This window comes from Streptomyces hamibioticus (assembly GCF_047946815.1).
Classification (GTDB): Bacteria; Actinomycetota; Actinomycetes; order Streptomycetales; family Streptomycetaceae; genus Streptomyces.
Window position 1 is genome coordinate 658,485 of the sequence record NZ_JBKKQY010000001.1, and the last position, 22,908, is coordinate 681,392.

Here is a 22,908-nt window from a genome sequence, read left to right on the forward strand (position 1 = left end):
GCGGTGGAATGTCTGCCGTCATGACACGAGCCGAGGGCGGCATGGGGGGCGGGACGCGGTGGCGCCGGCGGGGCGGGCGATGGCTGGTGCCCGCCCTCGTGGTCGTGCTGCTCGGTCAGATGACCGTGGCGGCGGTGACCGCCGCGGTGCGGCAGACGCCGACGATCGACGAACCGGTGTACGTGTCGGCGGCCGCCGACCAGTGGTACGAGCACCGGCTGCGGTACAACCCCGAGCATCCGCCGCTCGGCAAGCTCGTCGTCGGCGTGGGCGTGGCGCTCGCCGGTCCGCGGGTCGATCCCGCCTTCACCGGCGATCAGGGGGCGCTGGGACGGCGTCTGCTGTACGAGTCGGGCAACGACCCGTGGCGGCTGATGCTGTGGGCGCGCCTGCCGGTGATCGTGCTGACGCTGCTGTTCGGTCTGGTGGTGTTCGCCTTCGCCCGGGAACTCGCCGGTGCGGCGGGCGGGGTGGCGGCGCTCGCGCTGTACGCCTTCTCCCCCGACGTCCTCGCCCACGGCTCACTGGCCACCCTCGACGTGCCCGTGGCCGGCTTTCTGCTGACGTCGGTGTGGCTGGTGTGGCGGGCCCGGCTGCGGCCGTGGCGGTACCTGCCGCTCGCCGGGGCGGCGCTCGGTGCCGCGCTCGCCACGAAGATGAGCGCGCTGGCGGCGGTGCCGGTGCTGTGCGGGCTGGCCGCGCTGTCGGCGCGGGGCGGTCCCTCGCGGGGGCGGTGGACGCGGGGGGTGCGGGCCTCGGGGGTGGTGCTGGTGGTCGCGGTCGCCGTCGTGTGGGCCGCGTACCTGGTGGTCGATCCACGGCGGCGCTGGACCCCGCAGCAGCAGGTGCCCGACGTGCGGGGGCTCAAGGGGCTGCTGGTGGGGCTGCTGCCGTTCCCGGAGGCGTACCGGGACGGGATGCGGCTGCAGTTGGCCATGGAGAACCGGCCGTGGCAGGGCTTCCTCTTCGGCCGGCTCTACACCGGCTCGCTCTGGTACTACCTGCCGGCCGCGCTGCTGGTGAAGACGCCGCTGGGGCTGCTCGCCCTGTGGGCGGCGGGCGTCGTCGCGGTGGTGGCGGTACGGCGGCTGCGGCTGGCGGCGCCCTACCTGCTGGCGCCCGCCGCCGTGCTGCTCGCGGCGGCCCTGCCGGGGGCGCGCAACCTCGGCACCCGGTACGTCGTATTCCTGCCGATGTTCCTGGCGGTGGCCGGGGGCTGCCTGCTGGCGGCCCGGGTGCGCTGGGCCCGGGCGGCGACCGGGGCGCTGGCGGCGCTCGTCGCGCTCAGTTCGCTGCGGACGTACCCCTACTACCTGCCGTACGCCAACGAGGCGTTCGGCGGTCCGGCCCGCACCCGGCTGCTGCTGCACGATTCCAATGTCGACTGGGGCCAGGACCTGGGCCGGCTCGCCGACCGGCTGCGAGAACGGTATCCGGGCGAACGCGTCTGGCTGGTGTACAAGGGCAGCGGTGTGCCGTCCTTCTACGGCATCGAGGCGTCCGATCCGCGGGCGGTGCCCGCCCCTGCCGTGCGCGGGCTGCTGGTGGTGTCCGACTCCGCGGCCGCCAAGGCGACCGGCCGGCTGGCCGAGCTGCTCGACGGCAGCCGGCGGGTCGACGGCGTCGGCCACTCGATCTCGATCTACCGCCGATGAGCGCCGCCGATGAGTGCCGCTAGCCCGTCGCGTGCGGGAAGTCCTCGGCGCTCACGTGCGGCAGCACCCGGCTGGCCACGCGGTAGCGGCCGTTGGGCACGTCCTGGGCCCTGGTGATGTGGACCGCGAGCGGCCCCGCCCATTCGTAGCCCTGCCGCTCGGCGTGCCGGACGAGGCTGTCGGTGAGCGCCTGCCCCACCCGGCCACCGCGGCCGGACAGTTCCTCGTGGACGGCGTCGGTGAGCGCCACGTCGTAGGCGTTGGGCACCAGCACCCGGCCCTCGGCGCAGACCACCGCCTTGCTGTCGCACTCGGTGCGCAGGGCCTGGACGAGTTCGACCGGTTCCCTGTCGAACACGCGCGCCCGGAGCGCTTCCCATCGGCCTTCCAGTGTCTCTTCCAGCGCGCTGAGGGCGCCCATGGGTATGTCACCTGCCGGATCGGTCGAATGCGTGCGGAACGGAGCCCTGCGGAACGGAGCCCTGCGGCGCGGGGCCCTGCGAAGTGGGGCTCTGCAGGGTGGGGCTCTGCGGGGTGGGATGCCACTGGGCCGGCTGCCGGGTGCCGGCGCTCACTTCTCGTCGTAGTCGTCGGGACGTACCTGGGCCTCTTCCAAGGCCTCGCGCATCGTGCGGCCGGTGGCGCCCTGACTGTGCTCGGCGTCCTCCCGTGCGCGGGCCTCCTCGCGGGTCCGGCTCGGATTCGCGTGCGGGTCCTGTACGACGTCGTCGGTGCTCTCGGTCTTCCGGCGGTTCTCTTCCGGAACGGTCATGACGGTGACTCCTCGTGGTTCGGTCGGGTCCTCGTGGTTCGGGTCGAGGCCTGCTTCCGTGGCGGCGGGTTCCCGGACCGGGCGCGGCTATCCCTCCGCGGCCGCCGGACGCCCGCCCGCCGCCCGCGAAGGCGCCCTGGTGGGGGCGGCCGGTGGGCTATGTTGAACCTCCGTGGGAGACTCCGTGGGAGACAAGGGAGGCGCACCCGTGCCATCGCCGCAGCAGGCACGCGCGCAGGCGTCAGCGATCACCTCGGGCAGGAGCGTGCCGGAGAGGGAGGCCTCCCCCACGTCCCAGCTGCGGACGCTGTTCGACCGGCCCCGGCTCTCCCCCGGTCACCGGCGCATCGCCCAGTACCTGATCGAGCACCTCCCCGAGGCGGCGTTCCTGTCGATCACGGATCTCGCCGACCGGGTCGGTGTCAGCCAGCCGTCGGTGACCCGGTTCGCCTCGGCGGTCGGCTTCAGCGGCTACCCCGCGCTGCGGGAGCGGCTGCAGTCGATCGCGCTCGGCACCCGGGGCGGCGGGGCGGCCGAGGAGCACCACGGCAACGAGCTGCAGGCCGCGGTGGACGCCGAGATCGAGAACCTGGAGAACCTGCGGCGCGACCTCGCCGATCCCGACCTGGTGATCGACATCGGCCGGAAGCTGTCGTCGTCCACCCCGCTGACCGTGCTCGGCCTGCGCATCTCCGTCTCGCTCGCCGAGTACTTCGCCTATGCCGCCCGGCGCATCCACCCGGACGTGCGGCTGGTGACCCTGGGCGGCAGCGTCGCCTACGACGCGCTGCTGCAGTCCCGGGAGGCCGGCGGCACCTGGGTGCTGGCGTTCTCCATGCCCCGGCACGCCCAGGAGACGCTGACCGCCGTGCGGGTGGCGCGGGGCGCGGGACTCAAGGTGGCGCTGATCACCGACCTGGCGCTGGGTCCGGTGGTGGACGAGGCCGACGTCACCTTCGCCACCGGCACCGGTTCCCGGCTGGTCTTCGACTCCTACGCGGCGCCGGGCGTGATGTGCGCCGCGCTGCTCCAGGCCATGACGGATGCCGACCCCGAGCGGACGCAGGCCCGCCTCGAGGAGTACGAGCACCTGGCCGATCAGCACCAGTTCTTCCTCCGGGACTGAGCCGGCCGCAGGCGCTGGGCGGGCCGGACGGCCGGGGCGGGCCGTCGGCAACAAAGCAGGCATGAATGTTTTCATACGTCTTGCAAAGCGGATGGCATATATAAATACTGCTCACGGATCGCGACCCGGCGTCCCGGCTCGCATCCGCCCTTGCACGGACACCCGAGGCCGCCGACTCCTACCCGCCCCGGCGCCCCGAGGGTGTTCGGCCGGGGGGCATCGCCTGCGCGAGCGCCCGCCCGTGGCGGTCCCGGTCACCCCCTAGGCCGGGGCCGCCCCCACTGTCGCCTCACTCCGACGACGCCGCACACCCCGGAAGCGATGAACATGTCCCTGACGTCCACGCGTACCCGCCCGGACTGGCCCTGCCAGGTCAAGATCCCCGGCAGCTACGACTGGGAGCGCTCGGCCGCCAAGTGGCTGCGGGAGCTGGTGCCGGCGCGTTATGCCGGCTACCCGGCGCTGGTCCGCCACCCGGTGCTGCTCGCCCGGCACGCGCACATCCAGGTGCAGCACGAGATCCGGATGGCGCGCACCGCGTTGCAGACCGCGCGGGCCGACCTGCCGCGGCTCGGCGTGCCCGAGGCGGCCATCGAACACACGATCAAGCTGTACGCCGCGGAGGTCTCGCAGCTGCAGCACATCGCGCGCAGCGTCCGCGCGGTCACCGAGGCCCTGGTGGAGCGGAACGCCGCCCGCTGAGCAACGGCCGTGCGGGCCCGCGGGTGCGGCGGCGCGGGCATGCGGTGCGCGAGGAGCCGGGCCGGCCCGCTCCCGTGGCCCCCGGCGCCCCGGCCTGCCGGGCGCGGCCCCCGCGGTCGTACGCGTTCCCGCTGCCCCGGCCGCCCAGGAGTGGTCCCCCAGTGGCCGTGCGGCCTCGGTACGGGGAGCGCGACGAGCCGGTCTGCGCATCCGCTTCATGTGCAATGCTCAACCCGTGACGAGCGAGCAGGCCACGCCGACGGGTTCCGGCGCCGCGCCCGACCGGGCCACACCGGCCGAGGCCGTGGCCGGGCCGCGCGCCGAGCCGGACCCCCTGCGCGAGCTGACCGCGACGTCGGCCGTCCTGGAGCGGGCCAAGGGCGCGGTGATGGCGCGCACCGGCTGCTCGGCGGAAGCGGCGCGCGAGACGCTGGTGCAGCAGGCGCGGGCGGAGGGGCGGACGCTGCTGGAGGAGTGCTGGATCACCCTGGGCACCCTGCTGCCCCCGCTGTCCAGCGTCGGTCGCACCGCGGAACCGACGGTGCGGGCCCCGGCACAGGCTGACCCGGCCGGCACCGGCCGGACACCGGACGTCACTGCGGACGTCGGCCCGGCGCCGGATTCCGCCCCCGGCACGACACCGCCCTCCGCGCCCGGCCGGGCGTCCACGCCGCTCCGCGCGTCCGCCCCCGGCACGACGGCGCCCTCCACGACCGGCCAGGGGCCCGCACCGGCCCCCGCGACCCCGCCCGGCCCGGTACCGCCTTCCACGACCGGCCGGGCGTCCACGCCGCTCCGCGCGTCCGCCCCCGGCACGACGGCGCCCTCCACGACCGGCCAGGGGCCCGCACCGGCCCCCGCGACCCCGCCCGGCCCGGTACCGCCTTCCACGACCGGCCGGGGACCGGCGTCACGCCCCGCGAGCACGTCCGGCCCGACGCCGCGGTCCGCGACCGGCGCCCGGCCGGCACCGACTCCCGCGGCCGCACCCGCCCCGGCGCCGGACGCCGCGTCCCGTTCCGTGCCGGGCGTCGCGCACGGGCGCGACGACGTCGCGGAGGGTCTCGCCGGGCTGGCGCGGTGGCTGGTCCGGGCCGGGTCGCCGCAGGAGCTCGCGCGAGGCCTGCTGGAGCACCTCGCCCCGGAGGTCGGCGCCGACGCCGTGATGCTCTACGCCCGTACGCCCGCCGGAGGGCTGGAACTGCTCGGCCACGCCGGTGTCGACGGGACACTGGCCGCGCAGTGGCGCCACGTGCCCCCGCTGAGCGGCATGGCCGCGCTGGACGCCGTGCGCGCCGGTGAGCCGCGCTGGCTGGAGGACATCGCGCGGGACAGGGAGCGGTACCTGCTCATCGGCGGCCCGCCCGAGCGCTGGCGGTCCCGGGCCTGGCTGCCGGTGCCGTCCGGGGCGTCGGCCGATGTGTGCCTCGGTGTGCTGCGCCGCCGCGGCGGGCCGTTCTCGCCCGAATCCCGGGAGCACCTGCTGGCGGTCTCCCGGCTGTGCGCCGGCCGGCTGCGCGCCTTCGGCGTCCGGCCGGCACCGGTGGCGAGCACCGCCGACCTCATCCAACAGATGTTCGACGCACTGCCGGTCGCGGCGGTGCTGGTCACCCCGTTGCGCGCGCCGTCGGGCGAGGTGCAGGACTACCGCATCGACGCCGCGACCGCTCAGGCGGGCGACCTGGCCGGTGCCCGCACCGCAGAGCTGCGCGGCAGGCGGCTCCTGGAGTGCTTCCCGGTCCTCGCGGACGGCCCGCTGTGGCAGGGCTGCCGGGAGACGCTGCTCACCGGGGAGCCGTACCAGGGCGAGCCCTCCGGGCAGCAGGCGCCGGCGGCCGACTCAGGGGAGCTGTCGACGTACTCGGTCCGGGTGGCGGCGCTGGGCGGCGGTCTGGTGCTGACCTGGGTCAGGCACGGCCTGTCCGACCGGCAGGAGCAGCGGCTGGCCGACCTCCAGCGGCTCGGCGACCTCGGCTGGGCCGACTGGAACCTGGTCACCGAGGAGGCCGCCTGGTCCGACCAGGTCTTCCGCATCTTCGGCCGGGACCCCGCGCGCGGCCCGATCCCGCTGGCCGACCTCCCCGGGCTGGCGCTGCCCGACGACGCCCCCGCGCTGTCCCGGGCCGTCGAGGGCCTGGTGGGCGAGGGCCGGCCGTGCGACGTACCGTTCCGGACCCGCACGCCGGTCGGCGTCCGGCATCTGCGAGTCGTCGCCGAGGCCGTGCCGGACGCCGACGGCACCCCCGTGGAGGTGCACGGCTTCGTACAGGACCTGACCACACGGCGCCGGGCGGAACTCGCCCTGGTGGAGAGCGAGCGGGCGATGCTGACGCAGCACGACGTGCTGCGGGCCGAGCAGACGCTGGCCGCCCGGTTGCAGCACGCGCTGCTGCCGCTGCCCCGGCGTCCGCTGCGGCCGGCCGGGTTGCGCGTCGAGGTCGCCTATCTGCCCGCCCAGTCCGGGGTGCAGGTCGGCGGCGACTGGTTCAGTGCCGTGGAACTGCCCGGCGGCGACGCGCTGCTCGTCGTCGGGGACGTCGCCGGGCACGGGGTGGACGCCGTGGCCACGATGGCCCAGCTCCGGTTCACCGCCAAGGGCATGGTCACCACCGGCTCGTCGCTGACCGGGGCGCTGGCCCGGCTGAACGCGCTGCTGCTCCACTCCCGCGACGCCCACGGCACCGCCAGCATGGTCATGGCCCGCTACCACCCCGCCCGGCGCCGCCTGGTGTGGGCGCAGGCCGGCCATCCGCCGCCGCTGCTGGTACGCGCCGGTGCCGTCCGCTACCTGGACCGCCCGCGGGGCATCCTGCTCGGCGCGGGCACCGATCCGGTGTACGAGGAGGCGGAGTGCCGGCTGGAGCCGGGCGACCGGCTCCTGCTGTACACCGACGGGCTGGTCGAGCGGACCGACGAGAACATCGACCGGGGCCTGAAGCGGCTCGCGCAGGCGGTCCTGGCCACCACCGGCCACGAGACCGGCGCCCACGGAGCCCTGGAACGGCTGCTCACCGCGATGCTGGCCGGGCAGGAGCGGCGGGACGACGTCTGTGTCCTGGACATACGGGCGCCGGAGGAGGACCAGGACCCGCCCCGGTGAGCGGGATCAGTCCACCGGATGGCCGGGGTCGATGCCGAGGGCGTCGCTGAGCCGCAGCAGCGGCCCGCCCCCGCCCTCCCCCGTGCCCCATTCGACCGGGTCCAGGACGAACCCGATGTGGTCGCCGCCGCCGGCGTGCCCCACGACCCGGCCGACGAACCACGCCTCGGCGTCCTCCAGGACCACGGCGCCGCCGTGCCCCTCCCGCCAGCGGACGTTCCGGAACTTGTCGACCCCGTCGTCGCCGGTCCGCCCGCCGAAGACCTCGGCCAGCCCCAGCTGGTCCCGCCCGAGCAGGTGAACGGCGAGGAACCGGGCGGACCGCGCCACCCGGAAGGTGCGGTTGACCTCCGACAGCCACACCACGAACCGCACCGGCCGCAGGGAGCACTGCGAGGCGAAACCGACCAGGCACCCGGCCCGTTCCCCGCCCGCCGCGGCCGTCACCACGCACATGTCGGGATCGAGCCGGCCGGTGAACGCGTCCATGTCCCCCATGTTCCCGTCGCTCCCCTCGCTCCAGTCACTCCCGGTCACGTCGTCACGCCGTCACGCCCGTCGTCGGCGGGCCGCGTCACGGCATCACCTCACCACGTCACCGGCCCGTATGCCATCGGACCGCGTGACGGACACCGGCTCAGGCGTCGAGGAAGCGGCGCAGCGAGGCCGTCATCGCGGCGACGAAGGCGTCCCGTCGCGCCTCGTCGAGGGCGTCCAGGGACAGATACGGGTTGAGGTCCTCCAGTTCGACCAGCAGCAGCTCGCCGCCCGGGGCGCGGCAGGCGTCGACGCGCTGGATGCCGTGGCCGATGCCGTTCCAGTCGACGAAGCGCCGGGCGAACGCGAGGTCGTCCGGGCCGGGTTCGTACGGTCGGAGCCGCCAGCGCCGGCCGGGGTCCGGAGCGTACAGGGCGTACTGGAACTCGTCGTCGACGAAGTAGAAGGAGACCTCGTAGGCGGAGTCGACGCGCGGCTGCGCGAGGACCTCACCGGCCTCGGCGCCCACCACCTCGTGCAGCCGGTCCGCGGGCACCGTGCGCAGGCCCAGGGAGTCGGCGCCGAGCCTGGGCTTGACGACGTACAGCTCGGCGGCGGGCAGCCGGTGCAGGTCCTCGGGGCGGTCGACGGTGGGGATGACCGGGTACCCGGCCTCGCAGAGGTCGAGCAGATACTGCTTGCCGGCCATGTCCGCCTTGCCGGTGAGCGGGTTGTAGACGCGCGTGCCGCGCTCGGCCGCCCGCTCCCGGAAGGCGGTGTACGCGTCGAGGTGGCCCAGCACCGGGCCGCTGTTGCGGACGACGACGGCGTCGAAGGAGTCCATCAGCGCGGTTGCCTCCCGGGGATGGCACAGCGCCAGGTCGAAGGTCCGGCGCAGGCGGGAGGTGAGGAAGATGTCCTCGTCGCAGTAGCGCCGCCCGCCTGCCTGGTAGGCGAGGTCGGTGACGTACAGGATGCGGGGACGGCCGGACATCATGCGCGGACTCCTCGGGGCGACTGGCGTGAGCGGTGAGCGGTGAGCGGTGATCGTATGCGATCACACGGGTCGGTCCGGTCGGGGAGCACTCAGTTCCCCGTCTTGGCTGCACTGAGTGCCATGCACCCCGGTGAGCTGCTACGTTCCCGTTCATGAGCTCCAGCAGTGCGGCGCCCCGCCGCGGTGAGAAGGTGGAGCCCGCGCCCGGACGGCCGCCGATGCGCGAGGCTCTGGTCGCGGCCGCGTTCCGGCTGTTCCTCGAACGCGGCTACGAGCAGACCACCGTGGACGACATCGTGGCGCTGGCCGGTGTGGGCCGCCGGTCGTTCTTCCGCTACTTCCCCTCCAAGGAGGACGTGGTCTTCCCGGACCACGAGCGGTGCCTGGCCGACATGACCGACTTCCTGGCCGCCTCCCCCGAGGACGCCGAACCGGTGCGGCGAGTGTGCGACGCTGCCCGGCTGGTGCTGCGCATGTACGCGGAGAACCCGTCCTTCTCGGTGCAGCGCTACCGGCTGACCAAGAAGGTGCCCGGGCTGCGCGCCTACGAGCTGTCGGTGGTGTGGCGCTACGAGCGTGCCCTCGCCGCCTACCTGCGCGAGCGGCTGGCCGGGCACCCGGACGGCACCCTGCGGGCCGATGTGATCGCGGCGGCGGTGGTGGCGGCGCACAACAACGCGCTGCGCTCCTGGCTGCGTTCGGACGGCCGCGGAGACGCGAGCGCGACGGTGGACCACGCGCTGGCCTTCGTGCAGTCGGCCTTCGGCACCGTGCCGGCGCTGCCGCGCGGCGCGGAGCCCGAGGACGTGGTGGTGGTCGTCTCCCGGCGGGGCGCCCCGCTGTGGCGGGTGGTGCGGGAGCTGGAGACGGCGCTCGCCCGGAACTGACCGCCACGGGAGCCACGGGATCCCCTCGGGACTCACAGAATCCGAGGGTACGGAGTGCCTTTACGAGTGGCACTCAGTGCCATACTCTGTCGTCGTGCACGGTGGCACGGCGCACCGCGCACTCGCGTGCCCGGGTGACCGAGCACGTGGGATTCCGGCCGAGTGCAGGGAGTTGACCAGCGTGTACCACCACTCAGGAAGTGTCGCTCAGCAGGCAGCCGGCTCCGCGACGGGCGTGCTCGAGCCCAGGGCCGCGGACACCGACGCCATCGTCTTCCAGCGCTGCACCTGGTGCGGTACGGCCATGTACCACAAGCTGCTGTGCCCCGTCTGCCGGGGCAGCGACCTGCGCACGGAGCGCAGCGAGGGCACCGGGACGGTGCGCCACTCGACGGTGGTGCACCGCAACACCCCCGCCGCCCGCAATGTCTCGCTGATCGAGATGGCCGAGGGTTTCGTGGTCCGGGGCCGGGTGCTGGGCCCGCCCATCGGCATCCACAGCGGGGACCGGGTACGGCTGTCCACGGCCAAGGACCCGGTGCGCGGGGAGCCGGTGTTCCAGCTGGTCGACGAGCCCTACCGGGCCTGGACCTGACGGTCGGTCACCGGCCGCCGGGTTCCTGCGCCGCGGGCCGTCGCGGGGTCCGGCTGCGCCCGCGGAACTCGGCGAACACTTCCTCGCCGCGCCGTACGGTGACGTCGTGGACGCCGCTGCGGCCGAATCGGGTGCGCTCCTCGGCGTGCTCCAGCAGTTCGATGCCGAGCCCGCGGGAGGCCCGGCCGGCCTCCCGTACGCGCGCGGTGGACGACCTCCCGTCCCGTTCGGCCCGCGCGGTCACGGCGCCGCCGTGACGCGTATGCCCACGGTGCCGTCCGTGCCGCGGCGCAGCCGGCTGCCGAGCAGGGTGAGCCGACCGGTCAGGCCGTACTTGCGGGCGATCAGCCGGCGGTAGCGGGCGGTGGTGGCCGCGTCGCAGATCTCGGCCTTCGCCGGGACCTGCTCGCCGGTCGGGTTGCCGCGGAAGTCGCAGGGGCCGACCAGGACGTCGGCGCGGTTGCGGACGCGTTTGACCTTCCAGGAGTCCGCGGCGGTCCAGACGCCGAGCGCGTCCCCGTCGGGCACGACCCACACCGGGGTGGCGACCGGGGTGCCGTTCCTGCGGTACGTGGTGAACAACAGGTACTTGCCCGTGCCGAGCCGGGTGCGCAGAGCGTCGTCCATGGTCGCGCAGTCTAGGCGCCGGCTCCGGGACCCACGTGGGTCGGCCCCGCTCTCCGGCCCCCGGCACCGGGCCCCGGTCCCTCGGCGCCCGCCGCGCTCAGGCCGTCGCCGTGGCCGTCGCCATCCGCCGGACCGCCTCCTCGATCACCTCGGGTGAGGTGCCCAGGTTGAGCCGGACGTGCCCGGCCCCGCCGGTGCCGAAGGGCAGCCCCGAGCTGAGGGCCACCCGGCCACGGCGCAGGAAGGTGTCCGCCGGGTCGTCGCCGAGACCCAGCGCACGGCAGTCCAGCCAGGCCAGGCAGGTCGCCTCCGCCGGGCGGTGGACGATGCCCGGCAGGTGCTCGGCGAGCAGGGCGGCGAGCAGCCGCCGGTTGTCGTCGAGGCCGGCCAGCAGCGCGTCCAGCCAGGCGGTGCCCTCGCGCAGGGCGGCGGTGTGGGCGAGGATCCCGACGTGGCTCGGGCCGTGGCCGACCTCCTCGGGCATCCGTGCGAGGTCGGCGCCGGCCCCGGGGCCGGCGAGGGCGAGCGCCGCCTTGAGGCCGGCCAGGTTCCAGCCCTTGGACGCCGACATCAGCGCGAGGCCGCGCTCGGCCCCCGGCACGCTGAGATACGGCACGAACCGCACGCCGCCGGCGACGACCGGCGCGTGGATCTCGTCCGCGACGACCCGGACGCCGTACCGCTCGGCGAGCGCGGCGACCGCGGCCAGTTCCTCGGCGGTGTGCACGGTGCCGGTCGGGTTGTGCGGGCTGCACAGCAGGTGGGCGGCGCGTCCGCCGTCCGCGACGGCCCGCCGGAAGGCCGCCTCGAGCGCGTCGAGGTCGAGACGCAGGTCCGCGCCGAGCGGGGCCTCGACCACCTGCCGGTCCAGGTGCGTCACGAAGTCGTGGAAGGGCGGGTACACGGGCGGGTTGACGATCACCGGGTCGCCCGGCCCGGTGACCAGTTTGAGCATCTCGACGACGCCCAGCATGACGTCCGGCACCAGCGCGCTGCGCTCCACCGACAGCCCGTCCCAGCCCCACCGCTTGCTCGCGAAGGCGGCGAGCGCCTCGGCGTAGGCGGTGCCCGCGGGGTATCCGGTGTCGCCCAGCTCCATGGCCTCGGTGACGGCGCGCACGACCGGCTCGGCGAGCGGCACGTCCATCTCGGCCACCCACAGCGGCAGCACGTCCTCAGGATACGTGCGCCACTTCATGCTGGTACGGCGCCGGAGCCGCTCCAGGGTGAGTGCGCGCAGGGGATTCGGCTCGCCGGGGCCGTCCTGCGGGTTGCTGGTCATGGGGCTCACGATAGGCGGACGCGGTGTGACCGGGGAAGCACGAGGGCGAGCCGTGGCCCGCCGGCCCTGGACACCGGCGCGGAACCGTCCGTGCGGTGAACGCGGCCCCTTCCGCCCGCGTATCGAGGACGGGCGCTCGAACTTCCGGAGGGCCCCGCGGTGCTGACGCCGCGTGACCGGACACGGGAGCACACGCATGAGGCACGCACGACGACGCATCGTCCGGCGAGCGGTACGGCTGGCCGCCGTCGGCGGGCTCCTCCTCGGGACCACGATGGTCACCGGCGCGGTGGCGAGCGAGCCGCCCGGCGTCTCCCCCGCGCCGCGCACCCTCGCGCAGCCGGCCGGCGACGCCGGGGCCGGTCTCGTGGAACGGCTCGGCACCTCACGTACGGCGGGGCACTGGATCGGCACGGACGAACGGCCGGTCGTGGCGGTCACGGACGCCGATGCGGCGGCCGAGGTGCGCCGGGCAGGGGCCGAGGCGAAGGTCGTCCGGCACAGCATGCGCGAGCTGAAGTCGGCGGCCTCGCGCCTGGGTTCGGCGCCCCGGGTGGCGGGCACCGCGTGGCTGGTGGACTACCGGTCGAACGAGGTGGTGGTACGGGGCGACAGCACGGTTTCCGGCGTCGACTGGTCCCGGCTGACCGAGGTCGCGGAGGGCATCGGCGGCCATGTGCGCATGGAGCGCACCGAGGGGAGGTTCACCACCCGGCTGAACGGCGCGCTGCCGATCCTGTCGACGGCGGGCCGCTGCTCGGTGGGTTTCAACGTGACCGACGGGCAGAGCGAGTTCATCCTCACGGCCGGTCACTGCGGCCCGACGGGGTCGGTGTGGTTCTCGGACGGCGGGGGCGACCGGCAGGTCGGCGAAACGGTCGCCGGGAGTTTCCCGGGTGACGACTTCTCCCTGGTGGAGTACGCGAACGGCGATGCGGGGGACGCCGCCGACGTGGTGTCGGTCGGCGGCGGCAAGGGCGTGCGGATCACGGGGGCCGGTGAACCGTCCGTCGGGCAGCGGGTGTTCCGCAGCGGCAGCACCAGCGGGCTGCGCGACGGGCGGGTGACCGCGCTGAACGTGACCGTGAACTACCCGGAGGGCACGGTCACCGGTCTCATCGAGACGGATGCGTGCGCCGAGCCGGGGGACAGCGGGGGGCCGATGTTCTCCGAGGGGATCGCGCTCGGTGTGACGTCGGGCGGCAACGGCGACTGCACCACGGGCGGCACGACGTTCTTCCAGCCCGTCGAGGAGGCGATGGACTCGCTCGGCGTCCGGCTGCTCACCGCCCCCGAGCGGGGCGCCGGGCAGGGCGCCGCGCCGCCCCCGAGCGCGGCGCCGGGTGACGCCTCGCCGGGGAATGCGGCGTCGGTGCCGGGCGCCGACGGCGCGACGCTGCTGGCCCGCCTGGCCGACCGCCGGAACATCGGTCCCGGCCTGCTGGTCGTCGCGGGCAGCCTGATCGCCCTGGCGGCCACCCGCTGGATCCGCACGGAGCAGGACCGCAACGCCTACCGCCGCCAGTACGCGGCCCTGTGGGGCTGAGGGGCGGGGGCAGGCGGCGGCAGCGCCGACGAGAGCGGCCCGGCGGGCCGGTGGCAGCGGCCGGCCGGACGAGGAGGGAAGAGACGGCCGTGGTGAAACGCACACGGCGGGACTGCGGGCGGTCGAGGAAGTGCCCTGATGCTACGAGGAGCCCGGCGTGCCGGTCAGGCGGCCTGCCCGGACTCCGGGGCCACGGCGGCCCACTCCATGACGAGCCGCTGGTACTCCTCGCGTTGCTCGACGCTCAGTGTCCCGCCCGACCGGAGCCACAGGGCCCGGATCTCCTCGTTGACCTCGGCCGCCGATCGCTCGGAGGAGGGTTCAACAGTGGTGGACATACTGTGAAGCATACGGCGGCCAAGGTGAAGGTCATGTGAGTAAGCGGGAGCTAATCGGACATATCGGACCGTGTCTCTGGTCACGTCCATCTGGCAAGGGACACCGGCGAGTTCGCGTCGGCCCCGGCGACGTGACCAGCGGCACAGCACCGCCGCGCCGGTCAGGTGCCCGGCTTGCGACCGTACACGTAGACGTCGTCGCCCTTCTTCAGCAGCGACCAGTACTTCTTGGCGTCGGTCTTCGTCATGTTGACGCAGCCGTGCGAGCCCGGCGGGCTCCACATGCTGACGCCGGCCGAGTGGAAGGCCTGGCCGCCGTCGAAGAACTGGCTGTAGGGCATCGGCACGTCGTAGAGGGTCGAGTGGTGGTCGATGTTCCGCCAGTAGATCTTCGTCGCGCCGGTGCGGGTCTCGTGGCCGTCGCGGCCGGTGCGGACCGGGACCGGCCCGTACACCAGCTTCTTGCCGTCCTGGACCCAGCTCAGCTGGAGGGTGAGGTTCACGCAGGCGATGCGGCCCTTGTTCACCGGGCACTTGCCGTCCTTGTTCGGGTTCTTCCCGACGGCCTTCTGCTTGCCCATGAGGTCCATCACACCCCAGGTGACGGGACCGGCGTAGCCGATGTTCGGGGTGATGCCGTGCTTGGTCTGGAAGGCGCGGATCGCCGTGCAGTCGGCGGCCGACTGCTTGCCGTCGACCGGGCGGCCGAGGAACTTCTCCACCTGCTTCTGGTACGGGCCCGTCGCCGTGGTGCAGCTCGCCGCCTGCGCGGGCGCGGCGCCCAGCGCGAGGGTGAGCGGCGTCACCAAGCCAGTGATGCCGAGTACGACGGCTCCCCGTCTGCGTGTCTCCCCCATGGCCGGCCAGCCTTTCGCGTCGAATGGGTCGAGTGGGCGGAATGTCCCGCGAGTGGTGCGGTTTCCTGCCTGCTAGACCGGCCTGCGGCGGCCTGGGTTGCCCACGGCCCGCGCATCGCGACGAAACGGTGACCTACCGCGCGGGGCGGGCCCGGTCAGCTCCGGTCGTCCCCCTGGTGCAGGGCCTGGTGGAAGCCGGTGTTGACGGCGGTGAGGCCGCCGTCGACGACCAGGGTGGTGCCGGTGATCCAGGACGCGTCCGGCGAGGCGAGGAAGGCGACGGCCGCCGCGATGTCGTCCGGCTCGCCGGCTCTGCCCAGCGGGTACAGCCGCGCGGCCGCGTCCAGCTCGGCGTCCCTCCCGCCCCAGGCCGGGGTGCGGACGGTGCCCGGGGCCACCAGGTTGACCCGGACGCCACGGGCGGCGGCATGCCCGGCGAGGGTTCGGGTGAGGGAGGCCAGGCCCGCCTTGGCAGCGCTGTAGGCGTGGTTGCCGAAGTCCTGGATGCCGTTGACCGAGCCGACGCTCACGATCGCGCCGCGCCCCGAGGCCACGAGGTGGGGCAGGGCGGCGCGGCAGCAGCGGTAGGCGCCGGTCAGGCTGACGTCGAGGTCACGCGCCCAGCTCTCGTCCGGCTCGTCCTCGAACAGCGGGGCGTCGGGGGTGCACGCGTAGGCGTTGTTGACCAGCACGTCCAGACCGCCGAAGGCGTCGACGGCGTGCCCGACGGCCGCCTCGACCGAGGCCCGGTCGGCGACGTCGCAGCCGTACGCCCGCACGGCGAGCCCTTCCTCGCGCAGCCGGCCCGCGGCCCGCTCGGCCGCGGCCGGGTCCACGTCGGTCAGCAGCACCCGCGCACCCTCCCGGGCGAACCGGCGGGCCGTGGCCGCGCCGATGCCGCGGGCCGCGCCCGTGACCAGGACTCCGTACTCCGTGAAACGCGTGATGTCGGTCATGCGCCCGACCGTACCGCCGTGCCGGTCACCGGGGCGGATACCGTTCCCGCAGGTCCGAGTTCATCCAGCAACTCCCCGCGCTCATAGACGTCGTGATCGGTGCCCTGGGTTCGTATCTCGCGATCGTCCGCAGCGACCGGGCCCGGTTCCGCCGGGAGACCGCCGCCCGCTGGGAGGAGCGGAAGCTCGCCGTCTACGCCGACTACGCGCGGGCCCTGAAGAGGTCCGTCACGCTGACCTACCGGATCGCCTCGCACCTCGGCAACGCCCCCCGCCCGCACCCGCTGGCGCCCGAGGAGGCCGCGCCGCTGCTGGCCGAGGCCACCGTCGCGCGGGACCCGGCCGGGGAGGCACTGGTGATGCTGGGCAGTACCGAGGTGGTGGAGAAGGCGCGGGCGTGGGTCGTCACGGTCCTGGAGATGGAGGCGTTCCTGCGCGCGGAGACCCGTGACCCGGCGGCCTGGCAGGCCCTGCTGGAGCGGCAGCGCGCCGCCCGCGAGGGCTACTACTCGGCCGTCCGGGAGGACCTGGCGCTGCCGCCGGGTCACGGGGCCCGCTGGGCGCTGCCGCCGGTCAGCGGTACCCGGTGACGTCGGCCGGCCTGCCCGCGTCCTGGACCTCGGCGATATAGCGCCAGGCGTCGGGGCGGCTGCCGTCCAGGTCGGTGAAGCCGTACTCCTGAGCGAGGCCGCCGCTGGAGAGGGACCGCCCGTTGAAGCGGGCCACGTCCGGGTCGGCCGCGAGGGCGGCGACGGCGCGGCCGACGTAGCGGGGCGTCTCGGAGATCGCGAAGTGCGGTTCCGCGGCGAGCGCGTCGCGCCAGTTGTCCTCCCGGACGCCGAAGTGGCCGAGCATCATCTCCGACCGCAGCCAGCCGGGGGTGAGCGCCACGGCCGTGGCGCCGCGGGGGCCGAGTTCGTGACCGAGGGAGAAGGCCATGCGCAGCACGGACGTCTTGGCGAGGTCGTAGAAGAAGGAGTTCCGGTAGTGCTCGCGGTTGTAGTCGGCGGTGCCGTCGGTGACCTCGACGACCAGACCGCCGGGGCGGCGCAGCAACAGCGGCAGCGCGTGGTGGCTGGTGATGGCGTGGGTCTCGACGGCGAGCCGCAGCAGCCTCAGTCCGTTGTCGAGGTCGTGCTCCCAGACGGGGCTGTCCCACTCGAAGAGGTTCTCGCCGCCCCAGACGTCGTTGACCAGGACGTCGAGGCGGTCCTGCTCGCGGGCGACGCGGTCGACGAGCGCGCGCACCTGGGCCGGGTCCAGGTGGTCGGCGGGGTGGGCGATGCCGTGCCCGCCTGCCTCGGTGACCAGGTCGGCGGTGTCCTCGATGGTCTCGGGCCGGTCGTACTCCGAGCGGCGGGCGCGGGTGCTGCGCCCGGTGACGTAGACGGTGGCGCCGGCCGCGCCGAGTTCGACGGCGATGCCCCGGCCGGCTCCCCGTGTCGCCCCGGCCACGAGTGCGACCCTGCCCTCCAGCGGACGTGACATGTCCGGCCTCCGTTCCCTGTTCCGTGTGTGGCTCCGGGTATCAGGGTGCCGGGTAAGCCGGACAGCTTCTGTCGCCTTTTCCGGGCCGTCCTGGCCGTCCGGGGCTCAGTGCCCGCGCTTGATCCACTCCTCCAGGTGCGGGGCCTCCGCGCCGATGGTCGTGGGATCGCCGTGGCCGGTGAGGACCTTGGTCTCGGGCGGGAGCGTGAGCAGCCGGCCGCGGATGGAGTCGATGATCGTCGGGAAGTGGGAGAAGGAGCGGCCGGTGGCGCCGGGGCCGCCCTGGAACAGGGTGTCGCCGGTGAAGACGGTCCCGAGGCCGGGGTCGTGCAGGCAGACCGCGCCGGGAGCGTGTCCGGGGGTGTGCAGGACCGTCAGGTCGGCTCCGGCGGCCTCGATCACCTGGCCGTCGGCCAGCCAGGCGTCGGGTTCCCGCTCGGGGTGGGTCTGGCGCCACAGCGGCAGGTCGTCGGGGTGCAGCCAGATGACCGCTCCGGTGCGCTCGGCGAGGGCCGGAGCGGCGCTGATGTGATCGTTGTGTGCGTGGGTGCACACGATCGCGGTCAGGTGCCGGTCGCCGATCGCGGCGGTGATGGCGTCGGGGTCGTGGGCGGCGTCGACGACGATCACCTCGTGGTCGTCGCCGATCAGCCACACGTTGTTGTCGACGTCCCAGGTGCCGCCGTCCAGGGTGAACCGGCCGGAGGTGACGAGTCGTTCGATGCGGGCGGTCATCACAGCACCACCACCGAACGCAGGACGTCACCGGCGTGCATCCGCTCGAACGCCTTCTCCACCTCGTCCAGCCGGATCGTCTCGGTGACGAAGCCGGCCAGGTCCAGTCGGCCCTGGAGGTGGAGATCGATGAGCATCGGGAAGTCCCGGGAGGGCAGGCAGTCGCCGTACCAGGAGGACTTCAGGGCGCCGCCGCGGCCGAAGACGTCCAGCAGCGGCAGTTCCAGCTTCATCTCCGGGGTCGGGACCCCGACGAGCACCACCGTGCCGGCCAGATCGCGGGCGTAGAAAGCCTGCCGGTAGGTCTCCGGCCGGCCCACCGCCTCGATGACGACATCGGCGCCGAAGCCGCCGGTCAGCTCCCGGATCGCCGCGACCGGGTCGGTGTCGCGCGAGTTGACGGTGTGCGTGGCGCCCATCGTGCGGGCGGTCTCGAGCTTGCGGTCGTCGATGTCCACGGCGATGATCCGCGCCGCCCCGGCGAGGCGGGAGCCGGCGATCGCCGCGTCTCCGACGCCACCGCAGCCGATGACGGCCACGGTGTCGCCCCGGCCGACGCCGCCGGTGTTGATCGCCGCGCCGATGCCGGCCATCACACCGCAGCCCAGCAGGCCGGCGACCTGCGGTGAGGCGGCGGGATCGACCTTGGTGCACTGCCCGGCGGCGACCAGGGTCTTCTCGGCGAAGGCGCCGATGCCCAGGGCCGGGGACAGTTCCCGGCCGCTGCCGGCGAGGGTCATCTTCCGCGCGGCGTTGTGCGTGTCGAAGCAGTACCAGGGCCGCCCGCGCCGGCAGGCCCGGCACTTGCCGCACACCGCGCGCCAGTTGAGGACCACGAAGTCACCGGGCGCCACGTCCGTGACGCCCTCCCCCACCGACTCGACCACACCCGCCGCCTCGTGCCCGAGCAGGAAGGGGAAGTCGTCGCTGATGCCGCCCTGCTTGTAGTGCAGGTCGGTGTGGCAGACCCCGCAGGCCTGGACGCTCACCACGGCCTCGCCCGGACCGGGATCGGGCACGACGATCGTCTCGATCCGCACCGGCTCGTCCCTGCCCGGTGCGATCACGCCGCGTACTTCCTGCGCCATGGTGCTGCCCCCTTCGTCGGCCGCTGTCCGTTCCCTCCGACCCTACGTCGGACTGATCAGTGAGGGACCGCAACCGGGGGACATGCCCGAGGGCCGCCCGTTCCGGGCGGCCCTCGGCGGAACACCGGAGTCAGTGGATGGCGGGGGCCAGGCCGAACAGCGGGGAGACCAGGCCGGTGACCTGGTGCAGCTGGTTGACGTCGTTGAGCCGGTTGAGCTGGGCGGACGGCGGCAGGATCTCGTCCCGGTACTCGGCGGGGATGTCACCGGCGGCGAGCCAGTCGAGCGTCCCCTTCACACTGAGGCCACCGGCCTTGCCGGCCTCTGCGTCGGCCGCGCTCGCCATGGGCGCGGCGAGGCCGGCGGCTCCGGCGGCGAGACCAACGGCGGCGAGGATACGTCGTGTTGAGATCACGTCTTCAGCAAGGCCGGACGGCCGGGCGCGGACACGGGGCCGGAGGGCCGCTCACCCGACAGGCGCAGTGCTCCGCCGCGCTTGCCAGGCACGGCGGGGCGGGGGAGTCTCGAAGAAGAAGGCCCCTCGCGGCCCGCAGCCGCAGTCGGGCCGCGGCCTTCGAAGGAGGTCGCCATGGGCACTACGGCATCCTCCGGATTCGACACCGAGACGTTCCGCCGGGCTCTCGAAGGAGGAGCGGTGGCGACCTGGTGTCCCTGTACGCGGACGACGCGCAGGTGCGCATCGTGGACCGCAACACCCAGCCCAGCCGCCCCCGTGTCCTGCACGGACGCGACGAGATCGCCGAGATGCTCGACGACGTCTACAGCCGCGACATGACGCACAGGCTGGAAGGGTGCGTCGTCCAGGGCGACCACGGTGCCTTCGCCGAGTCCTGCGCCTACCCGGGCGGGGTCCGGGTCCTCGCGGAGTCGATGGTGTCGCTGCGCGACGGCAAGATCGTCGACCAGACCATGATCCAGGCCTGGGACGAGTGACGAGCACGGCGGAGGCACGCGCAGGAAGGAGGGAACGGCAGACGTCGGGCGGGGCGCGGGCCCGGTGGGCCGGGCGGGTCCCGCCGGCCGATCCGGGTCAGCCGCCGAGCCTGCGGGTCACGTTCAGCAGGTACTCCTTGCGGTCGAGCGGGTTGTGGTCGGTGCGCGGCCGGTGCGGCACCGCGCCGTGCGTGACGGGCGCGTAGTGGTCGAAGGCGCTCTCCAGTTCGCCCTCGCCCCGGGTGAGGCCGGGCAGCCGTTGCCCCAGCTCGTGCACCCGGGCGGCGGGAACCGTGCCGTCGAGGACGCAGGTGCGGCCCCGTGTCCGGGTGGTCCGCGGTACGGCGCCCAGGGCGGCCACTACCGGCAGCAGGGCGCCGAGGGTGTCGGCCGGGGCCTCGATGCCGAAGCGGTGCACCGGCTCGTGCACCCGGGTTCCCGCCCGGCGCAGCGCCTCGGTCAGCACCAGCGGGGTGAGCCCGCGGAAGTCGGCTCCGGTGGAGGACATGCTCTTGTCGAAGCCCTGGTGGGCGTGGCTCTGCCGGGGCGAGTAGCCGCAGTGGGTCAGGGTCACCGTGCAGTCGGTGACCGGCCAGCCGGCCAGGCCCTGGCCGAGGGTCTCGGTCACGGTGTCCTCGATGGCCTTGAAGAAGGCGTACGGCATCGAGCCCAGCTCCACCTCGCGGCGGAGGCCGACGCCCGAGCCGGGCGGCGCCGGGTCGACGCGCAGTCCGACGGTCGCGAGGAACGGGTTGTCGTCCTTGCCGTTGAACTCCACCGCCGCGCCCGTGCCGACCGGCCGCTCGACACACAGCGGCGTGGTGGCGCGGAAGCCGACGGCGAGGCCGTAGTCGTCGGCGAGCGTGGCCTGCAGGACCTCCTTCTGGACCTCGCCGTAGAGGGACACCGAGGTCTCCCGGCGGGTGTCGTCGTGCCGCAGGCCGATCAGCGGGTCCTGCTCGGCGAGCTGGGTGAGGGCCAGGTGCAGGGCACGCCGGTCCGTGCCCGGGCCCGGCAGGACGACGGTCTCCAGGGTGGGCGGGGCGAAGTGGTGCCCGTGCGCCCGCCGCGGCTCTCCGATCGCGTCGCCGATGCGGATGCCGGTGAGCCCCCACAGCCGGGCGATCCGTCCCGCCGGGACCGCGTCCCGGCGGAGGTCGGCGCCGTGCTCGAAGACGCTGACGGCGGTGATCCTGCCCTCGGCCCCGGCGTCCCCGAACCGGACCCGGTCCCGCACCCGCAGCGTGCCGGAGAACATCCGCACGTACGCGATCTGCTCCCCGGCCGGGCCCCGCTCCACCTTGAACACGGTGCCGGAGACCGGACCTTCGGGGTCGCCGTCGGCGGCCGGCAGCAGTTCCCTGATGCCGGCGAGCAGGGCGTCGGTGCCCGCGCCCGTGACGGCGGAGCCGGCGAAGGCGGGGTGCGCCAGGCCGCGCCGGGTCTGCTCGGCCAGGGCCGCGCGCAGCCGGTCCTCGTCGACGGTGTCCTCCACGTAGGCGGCGAGCAGCGCGTCGTCGTGGTCGGCGAGGGCGTCCACGACGGCGGGGCTGAGGCCCGGGGAGAAGCCGGCGGCGGGCGTGCCGAGGGCGGTGGCCCGGCCCATGGGCAGCACGCCGGGCGACAGCCGCTCGCGGGCGGCGCGCAGGACGGCGTCGTAGCGGGCGCCACGCCGGTCGATCTTGTTGACGAACAGCAGGGTGGGGATGCCGAGCCGGCGCAGGGTGCGCATCAGGACCCGGGTCTGGGCCTGCACCCCCTCGACGGCGGAGACGACGAGGACCACGCCGTCGAGCACACCGAGCACCCGTTCCACCTCGGCGATGAAGTCCGGGTGACCGGGGGTGTCGATGAGGTTGACCGTGACGTCGCCGAGGGCGAAGGAGACCACGGCGGACTTGATGGTGATGCCCCGCTGCCGCTCCAGCGCGAGCGTGTCGGTGCGGGTGTTGCCGGCGTCGACGCTGCCGATCTCGTCGATCACGCCGGCCGTGTGCAGCAGCCGCTCGGTGAGGCTGGTCTTACCGGCGTCGACATGGGCGAGGATGCCGAGGTTGAGCACGTGCACGAAGCGTCATGTCCTTTGTGAAGAGGCATTCCTTTCCGGATGGACATGGACGGTCCGCGCATCGGGGTGCTCCTGGTGGTTCGGTGACGGGTCACCCGCAGTGCAGCAGGCCGGGCCGGGGCACGGCAACGGATTAACGCTCGACCACCTGTGCGCGGGTGCGCGGCGGCAGCCGGTGCAGCTCGACGTCCGTGAGCCGGCCGTCGGCGGCGGTCGCGGTCAGGTACGTGCAGTACGGCTGGCGCCGGCGGTCGGTCGGGGAGCCGGGGTTGAGCAGCCGCAGCCCGGTGCCGGCGGTGGTGTCCCAGGGGATGTGGCTGTGCCCGAAGACCAGCACGTCCAGCTCGGGGAAGCGGGCCGCGCAGCGGGCCTCCCGGCCCTTGGCGGGGCCGGTTTCGTGGACCACGCCGAACCGCAGGCCGCCGAGATCGGCGTACGCCACCTCGGGCAGCCGGGCACGCAGGTCCGGCCCGTCGTTGTTGCCGTACACGGCGACCAGCCGCCGGCTGTGGCACTCCAGCAGGTCCAGGGTGGCCGTGTCGACCCAGTCCCCGGCGTGCACGACGACGTCCGCGTGCGGCACCTCGGCCAGCAGCGGGGCCGGCAACTCCTTGGCGCGCTTCGGCAGATGGGTGTCGGACATGAGCAGCAGACGCAC

24 protein-coding genes and 1 pseudogene are annotated in these 22,908 nt (G+C 74.2%); 9 read left to right on the plus strand and 16 right to left on the minus strand.

Going from position 1 to position 22,908, the window contains the following annotated elements; all coding sequences use genetic code 11:
* Positions 1–20 precede the first annotated feature (20 nt).
* On the plus strand, positions 21–1,655 hold the full coding sequence (locus tag ACLGIH_RS02985) for a phospholipid carrier-dependent glycosyltransferase (protein ID WP_416523636.1): 1,635 nt from the start codon (positions 21–23) through the stop codon (positions 1,653–1,655).
* Positions 1,656–1,674: 19 nt separating this feature from the next.
* Here the strand turns inward: ACLGIH_RS02985 and ACLGIH_RS02990 are convergent, their stop codons facing one another.
* Both ACLGIH_RS02990 and ACLGIH_RS02995 read right to left on the minus strand, forming a co-directional pair.
* Positions 1,675–2,076 carry a DUF3662 domain-containing protein gene (locus tag ACLGIH_RS02990; protein ID WP_416523637.1) on the minus strand — a complete coding sequence of 134 codons (402 nt, stop codon included), beginning with the start codon at positions 2,074–2,076 and terminating at the stop codon, positions 1,675–1,677.
* 150 nt (positions 2,077–2,226) lie between these two features.
* Positions 2,227–2,427 carry a hypothetical protein gene (locus ACLGIH_RS02995; RefSeq protein WP_416523638.1) on the minus strand — a complete coding sequence of 67 codons (201 nt, stop codon included), beginning with the start codon at positions 2,425–2,427 and terminating at the stop codon, positions 2,227–2,229.
* 208 nt (positions 2,428–2,635) lie between these two features.
* On the opposite strand from ACLGIH_RS02995, the gene ACLGIH_RS03000 reads away from it, so the two are divergent.
* The 3 genes from ACLGIH_RS03000 to ACLGIH_RS03010 all read left to right on the plus strand — a co-directional run bounded on the left by ACLGIH_RS03000 (position 2,636) and on the right by ACLGIH_RS03010 (position 7,355).
* Positions 2,636–3,553 (plus strand): MurR/RpiR family transcriptional regulator, encoded by a 918-nt coding sequence (locus tag ACLGIH_RS03000; protein WP_416523639.1) that lies wholly within the window; start codon positions 2,636–2,638, stop codon positions 3,551–3,553.
* A gap of 321 nt (positions 3,554–3,874) precedes the next feature.
* Positions 3,875–4,255: a hypothetical protein gene (locus ACLGIH_RS03005; RefSeq protein WP_416523640.1), complete on the plus strand. Its 381-nt coding sequence runs from the start codon at positions 3,875–3,877 to the stop codon at positions 4,253–4,255.
* Between the two features lie 235 nt (positions 4,256–4,490).
* Entirely contained in the window at positions 4,491–7,355 is a 2,865-nt protein-coding gene (locus ACLGIH_RS03010) for a SpoIIE family protein phosphatase (RefSeq protein WP_416523641.1), read from the plus strand.
* Positions 7,356–7,361: 6 nt separating this feature from the next.
* On the opposite strand, the gene ACLGIH_RS03015 is transcribed toward ACLGIH_RS03010, so the two are convergent.
* Together ACLGIH_RS03015 and ACLGIH_RS03020 are read right to left on the minus strand one after the other, a co-directional pair.
* The gene (locus ACLGIH_RS03015) at positions 7,362–7,853 is read right to left on the minus strand and encodes a flavin reductase family protein (protein WP_416523642.1); all 492 of its coding nucleotides are present in this window, start codon (positions 7,851–7,853) and stop codon (positions 7,362–7,364) included.
* Positions 7,854–7,992: 139 nt separating this feature from the next.
* On the minus strand, positions 7,993–8,829 hold the full coding sequence (locus ACLGIH_RS03020) for an ATP-grasp domain-containing protein (RefSeq protein WP_416523643.1): 837 nt from the start codon (positions 8,827–8,829) through the stop codon (positions 7,993–7,995).
* A gap of 152 nt (positions 8,830–8,981) precedes the next feature.
* On the opposite strand from ACLGIH_RS03020, the gene ACLGIH_RS03025 reads away from it, so the two are divergent.
* The gene (locus ACLGIH_RS03025) at positions 8,982–9,716 is read left to right on the plus strand and encodes a TetR family transcriptional regulator (protein WP_416523644.1); all 735 of its coding nucleotides are present in this window, start codon (positions 8,982–8,984) and stop codon (positions 9,714–9,716) included.
* 181 nt (positions 9,717–9,897) lie between these two features.
* Complete coding sequence (locus tag ACLGIH_RS03030) at positions 9,898–10,311, plus strand: Zn-ribbon domain-containing OB-fold protein (RefSeq protein WP_416523645.1); 414 nt, start codon at positions 9,898–9,900, stop codon at positions 10,309–10,311.
* Positions 10,312–10,318: 7 nt separating this feature from the next.
* Here ACLGIH_RS03030 and ACLGIH_RS03035 read toward each other — a convergent pair whose 3' ends face one another.
* From ACLGIH_RS03035 to ACLGIH_RS03045, 3 genes are all read right to left on the minus strand, one after another.
* Positions 10,319–10,555 carry a hypothetical protein gene (locus ACLGIH_RS03035; protein WP_416523646.1) on the minus strand — a complete coding sequence of 79 codons (237 nt, stop codon included), beginning with the start codon at positions 10,553–10,555 and terminating at the stop codon, positions 10,319–10,321.
* Positions 10,552–10,938, minus strand: coding sequence for a PPOX class F420-dependent oxidoreductase (locus ACLGIH_RS03040; RefSeq protein ID WP_416523647.1), 387 nt, complete (start codon positions 10,936–10,938; stop codon positions 10,552–10,554). The genes ACLGIH_RS03035 and ACLGIH_RS03040 overlap by 4 nt, the downstream gene beginning before the upstream one ends.
* 97 nt (positions 10,939–11,035) lie before the next feature.
* Positions 11,036–12,220, minus strand: a complete 1,185-nt coding sequence (locus tag ACLGIH_RS03045) for a MalY/PatB family protein (RefSeq protein ID WP_416523648.1) — start codon at positions 12,218–12,220, stop codon at positions 11,036–11,038.
* Positions 12,221–12,416: 196 nt separating this feature from the next.
* Here ACLGIH_RS03045 and ACLGIH_RS03050 point away from each other — a divergent pair, with 196 nt between their 5' ends.
* Complete coding sequence (locus tag ACLGIH_RS03050) at positions 12,417–13,766, plus strand: S1 family peptidase (protein WP_416523649.1); 1,350 nt, start codon at positions 12,417–12,419, stop codon at positions 13,764–13,766.
* A 164-nt stretch (positions 13,767–13,930) separates the two neighbouring features.
* Here the strand turns inward: ACLGIH_RS03050 and ACLGIH_RS03055 are convergent, their stop codons facing one another.
* The 3 genes from ACLGIH_RS03055 to ACLGIH_RS03065 form a co-directional block, all read right to left on the minus strand.
* Positions 13,931–14,116, minus strand: a complete 186-nt coding sequence (locus tag ACLGIH_RS03055; protein ID WP_416523650.1) for a hypothetical protein — start codon at positions 14,114–14,116, stop codon at positions 13,931–13,933.
* 149 nt (positions 14,117–14,265) lie between these two features.
* Positions 14,266–14,961: a L,D-transpeptidase family protein gene (locus ACLGIH_RS03060; protein WP_416523651.1), complete on the minus strand. Its 696-nt coding sequence runs from the start codon at positions 14,959–14,961 to the stop codon at positions 14,266–14,268.
* A 155-nt stretch (positions 14,962–15,116) separates the two neighbouring features.
* Positions 15,117–15,917 (minus strand): SDR family NAD(P)-dependent oxidoreductase, encoded by an 801-nt coding sequence (locus ACLGIH_RS03065; protein WP_416523652.1) that lies wholly within the window; start codon positions 15,915–15,917, stop codon positions 15,117–15,119.
* Between the two features lie 92 nt (positions 15,918–16,009).
* Here ACLGIH_RS03065 and ACLGIH_RS03070 point away from each other — a divergent pair, with 92 nt between their 5' ends.
* On the plus strand, positions 16,010–16,507 hold the full coding sequence (locus ACLGIH_RS03070) for a hypothetical protein (RefSeq protein ID WP_416523653.1): 498 nt from the start codon (positions 16,010–16,012) through the stop codon (positions 16,505–16,507).
* On the opposite strand, the gene ACLGIH_RS03075 is transcribed toward ACLGIH_RS03070, so the two are convergent.
* The 4 genes from ACLGIH_RS03075 to ACLGIH_RS03090 all read right to left on the minus strand — a co-directional run bounded on the left by ACLGIH_RS03075 (position 16,491) and on the right by ACLGIH_RS03090 (position 19,643).
* Positions 16,491–17,405: an SDR family oxidoreductase gene (locus ACLGIH_RS03075; protein ID WP_416523654.1), complete on the minus strand. Its 915-nt coding sequence runs from the start codon at positions 17,403–17,405 to the stop codon at positions 16,491–16,493. The genes ACLGIH_RS03070 and ACLGIH_RS03075 overlap by 17 nt on opposite strands.
* Before the next feature lie 105 nt (positions 17,406–17,510).
* On the minus strand, positions 17,511–18,140 hold the full coding sequence (locus tag ACLGIH_RS03080) for an MBL fold metallo-hydrolase (protein WP_416523655.1): 630 nt from the start codon (positions 18,138–18,140) through the stop codon (positions 17,511–17,513).
* Positions 18,140–19,228: an S-(hydroxymethyl)mycothiol dehydrogenase gene (locus ACLGIH_RS03085; protein WP_416523656.1), complete on the minus strand. Its 1,089-nt coding sequence runs from the start codon at positions 19,226–19,228 to the stop codon at positions 18,140–18,142. Before ACLGIH_RS03085 ends, ACLGIH_RS03080 begins: the two co-directional genes overlap by 1 nt.
* Before the next feature lie 130 nt (positions 19,229–19,358).
* A complete protein-coding gene (locus tag ACLGIH_RS03090; RefSeq protein ID WP_416523657.1) occupies positions 19,359–19,643 on the minus strand; it encodes a hypothetical protein in 285 nt (94 codons plus the stop codon).
* A gap of 174 nt (positions 19,644–19,817) precedes the next feature.
* Between ACLGIH_RS03090 and ACLGIH_RS03095 the strand changes: the two are divergent.
* Positions 19,818–20,182, plus strand: a pseudogene (locus ACLGIH_RS03095) (nuclear transport factor 2 family protein).
* Positions 20,183–20,279: 97 nt separating this feature from the next.
* Here the strand turns inward: ACLGIH_RS03095 and ACLGIH_RS03100 are convergent.
* Positions 20,280–22,250 carry a GTP-binding protein gene (locus ACLGIH_RS03100; protein WP_416523658.1) on the minus strand — a complete coding sequence of 657 codons (1,971 nt, stop codon included), beginning with the start codon at positions 22,248–22,250 and terminating at the stop codon, positions 20,280–20,282.
* Positions 22,251–22,383: 133 nt separating this feature from the next.
* Complete coding sequence (locus tag ACLGIH_RS03105) at positions 22,384–22,908, minus strand: metallophosphoesterase family protein (RefSeq protein ID WP_416523659.1); 525 nt, start codon at positions 22,906–22,908, stop codon at positions 22,384–22,386.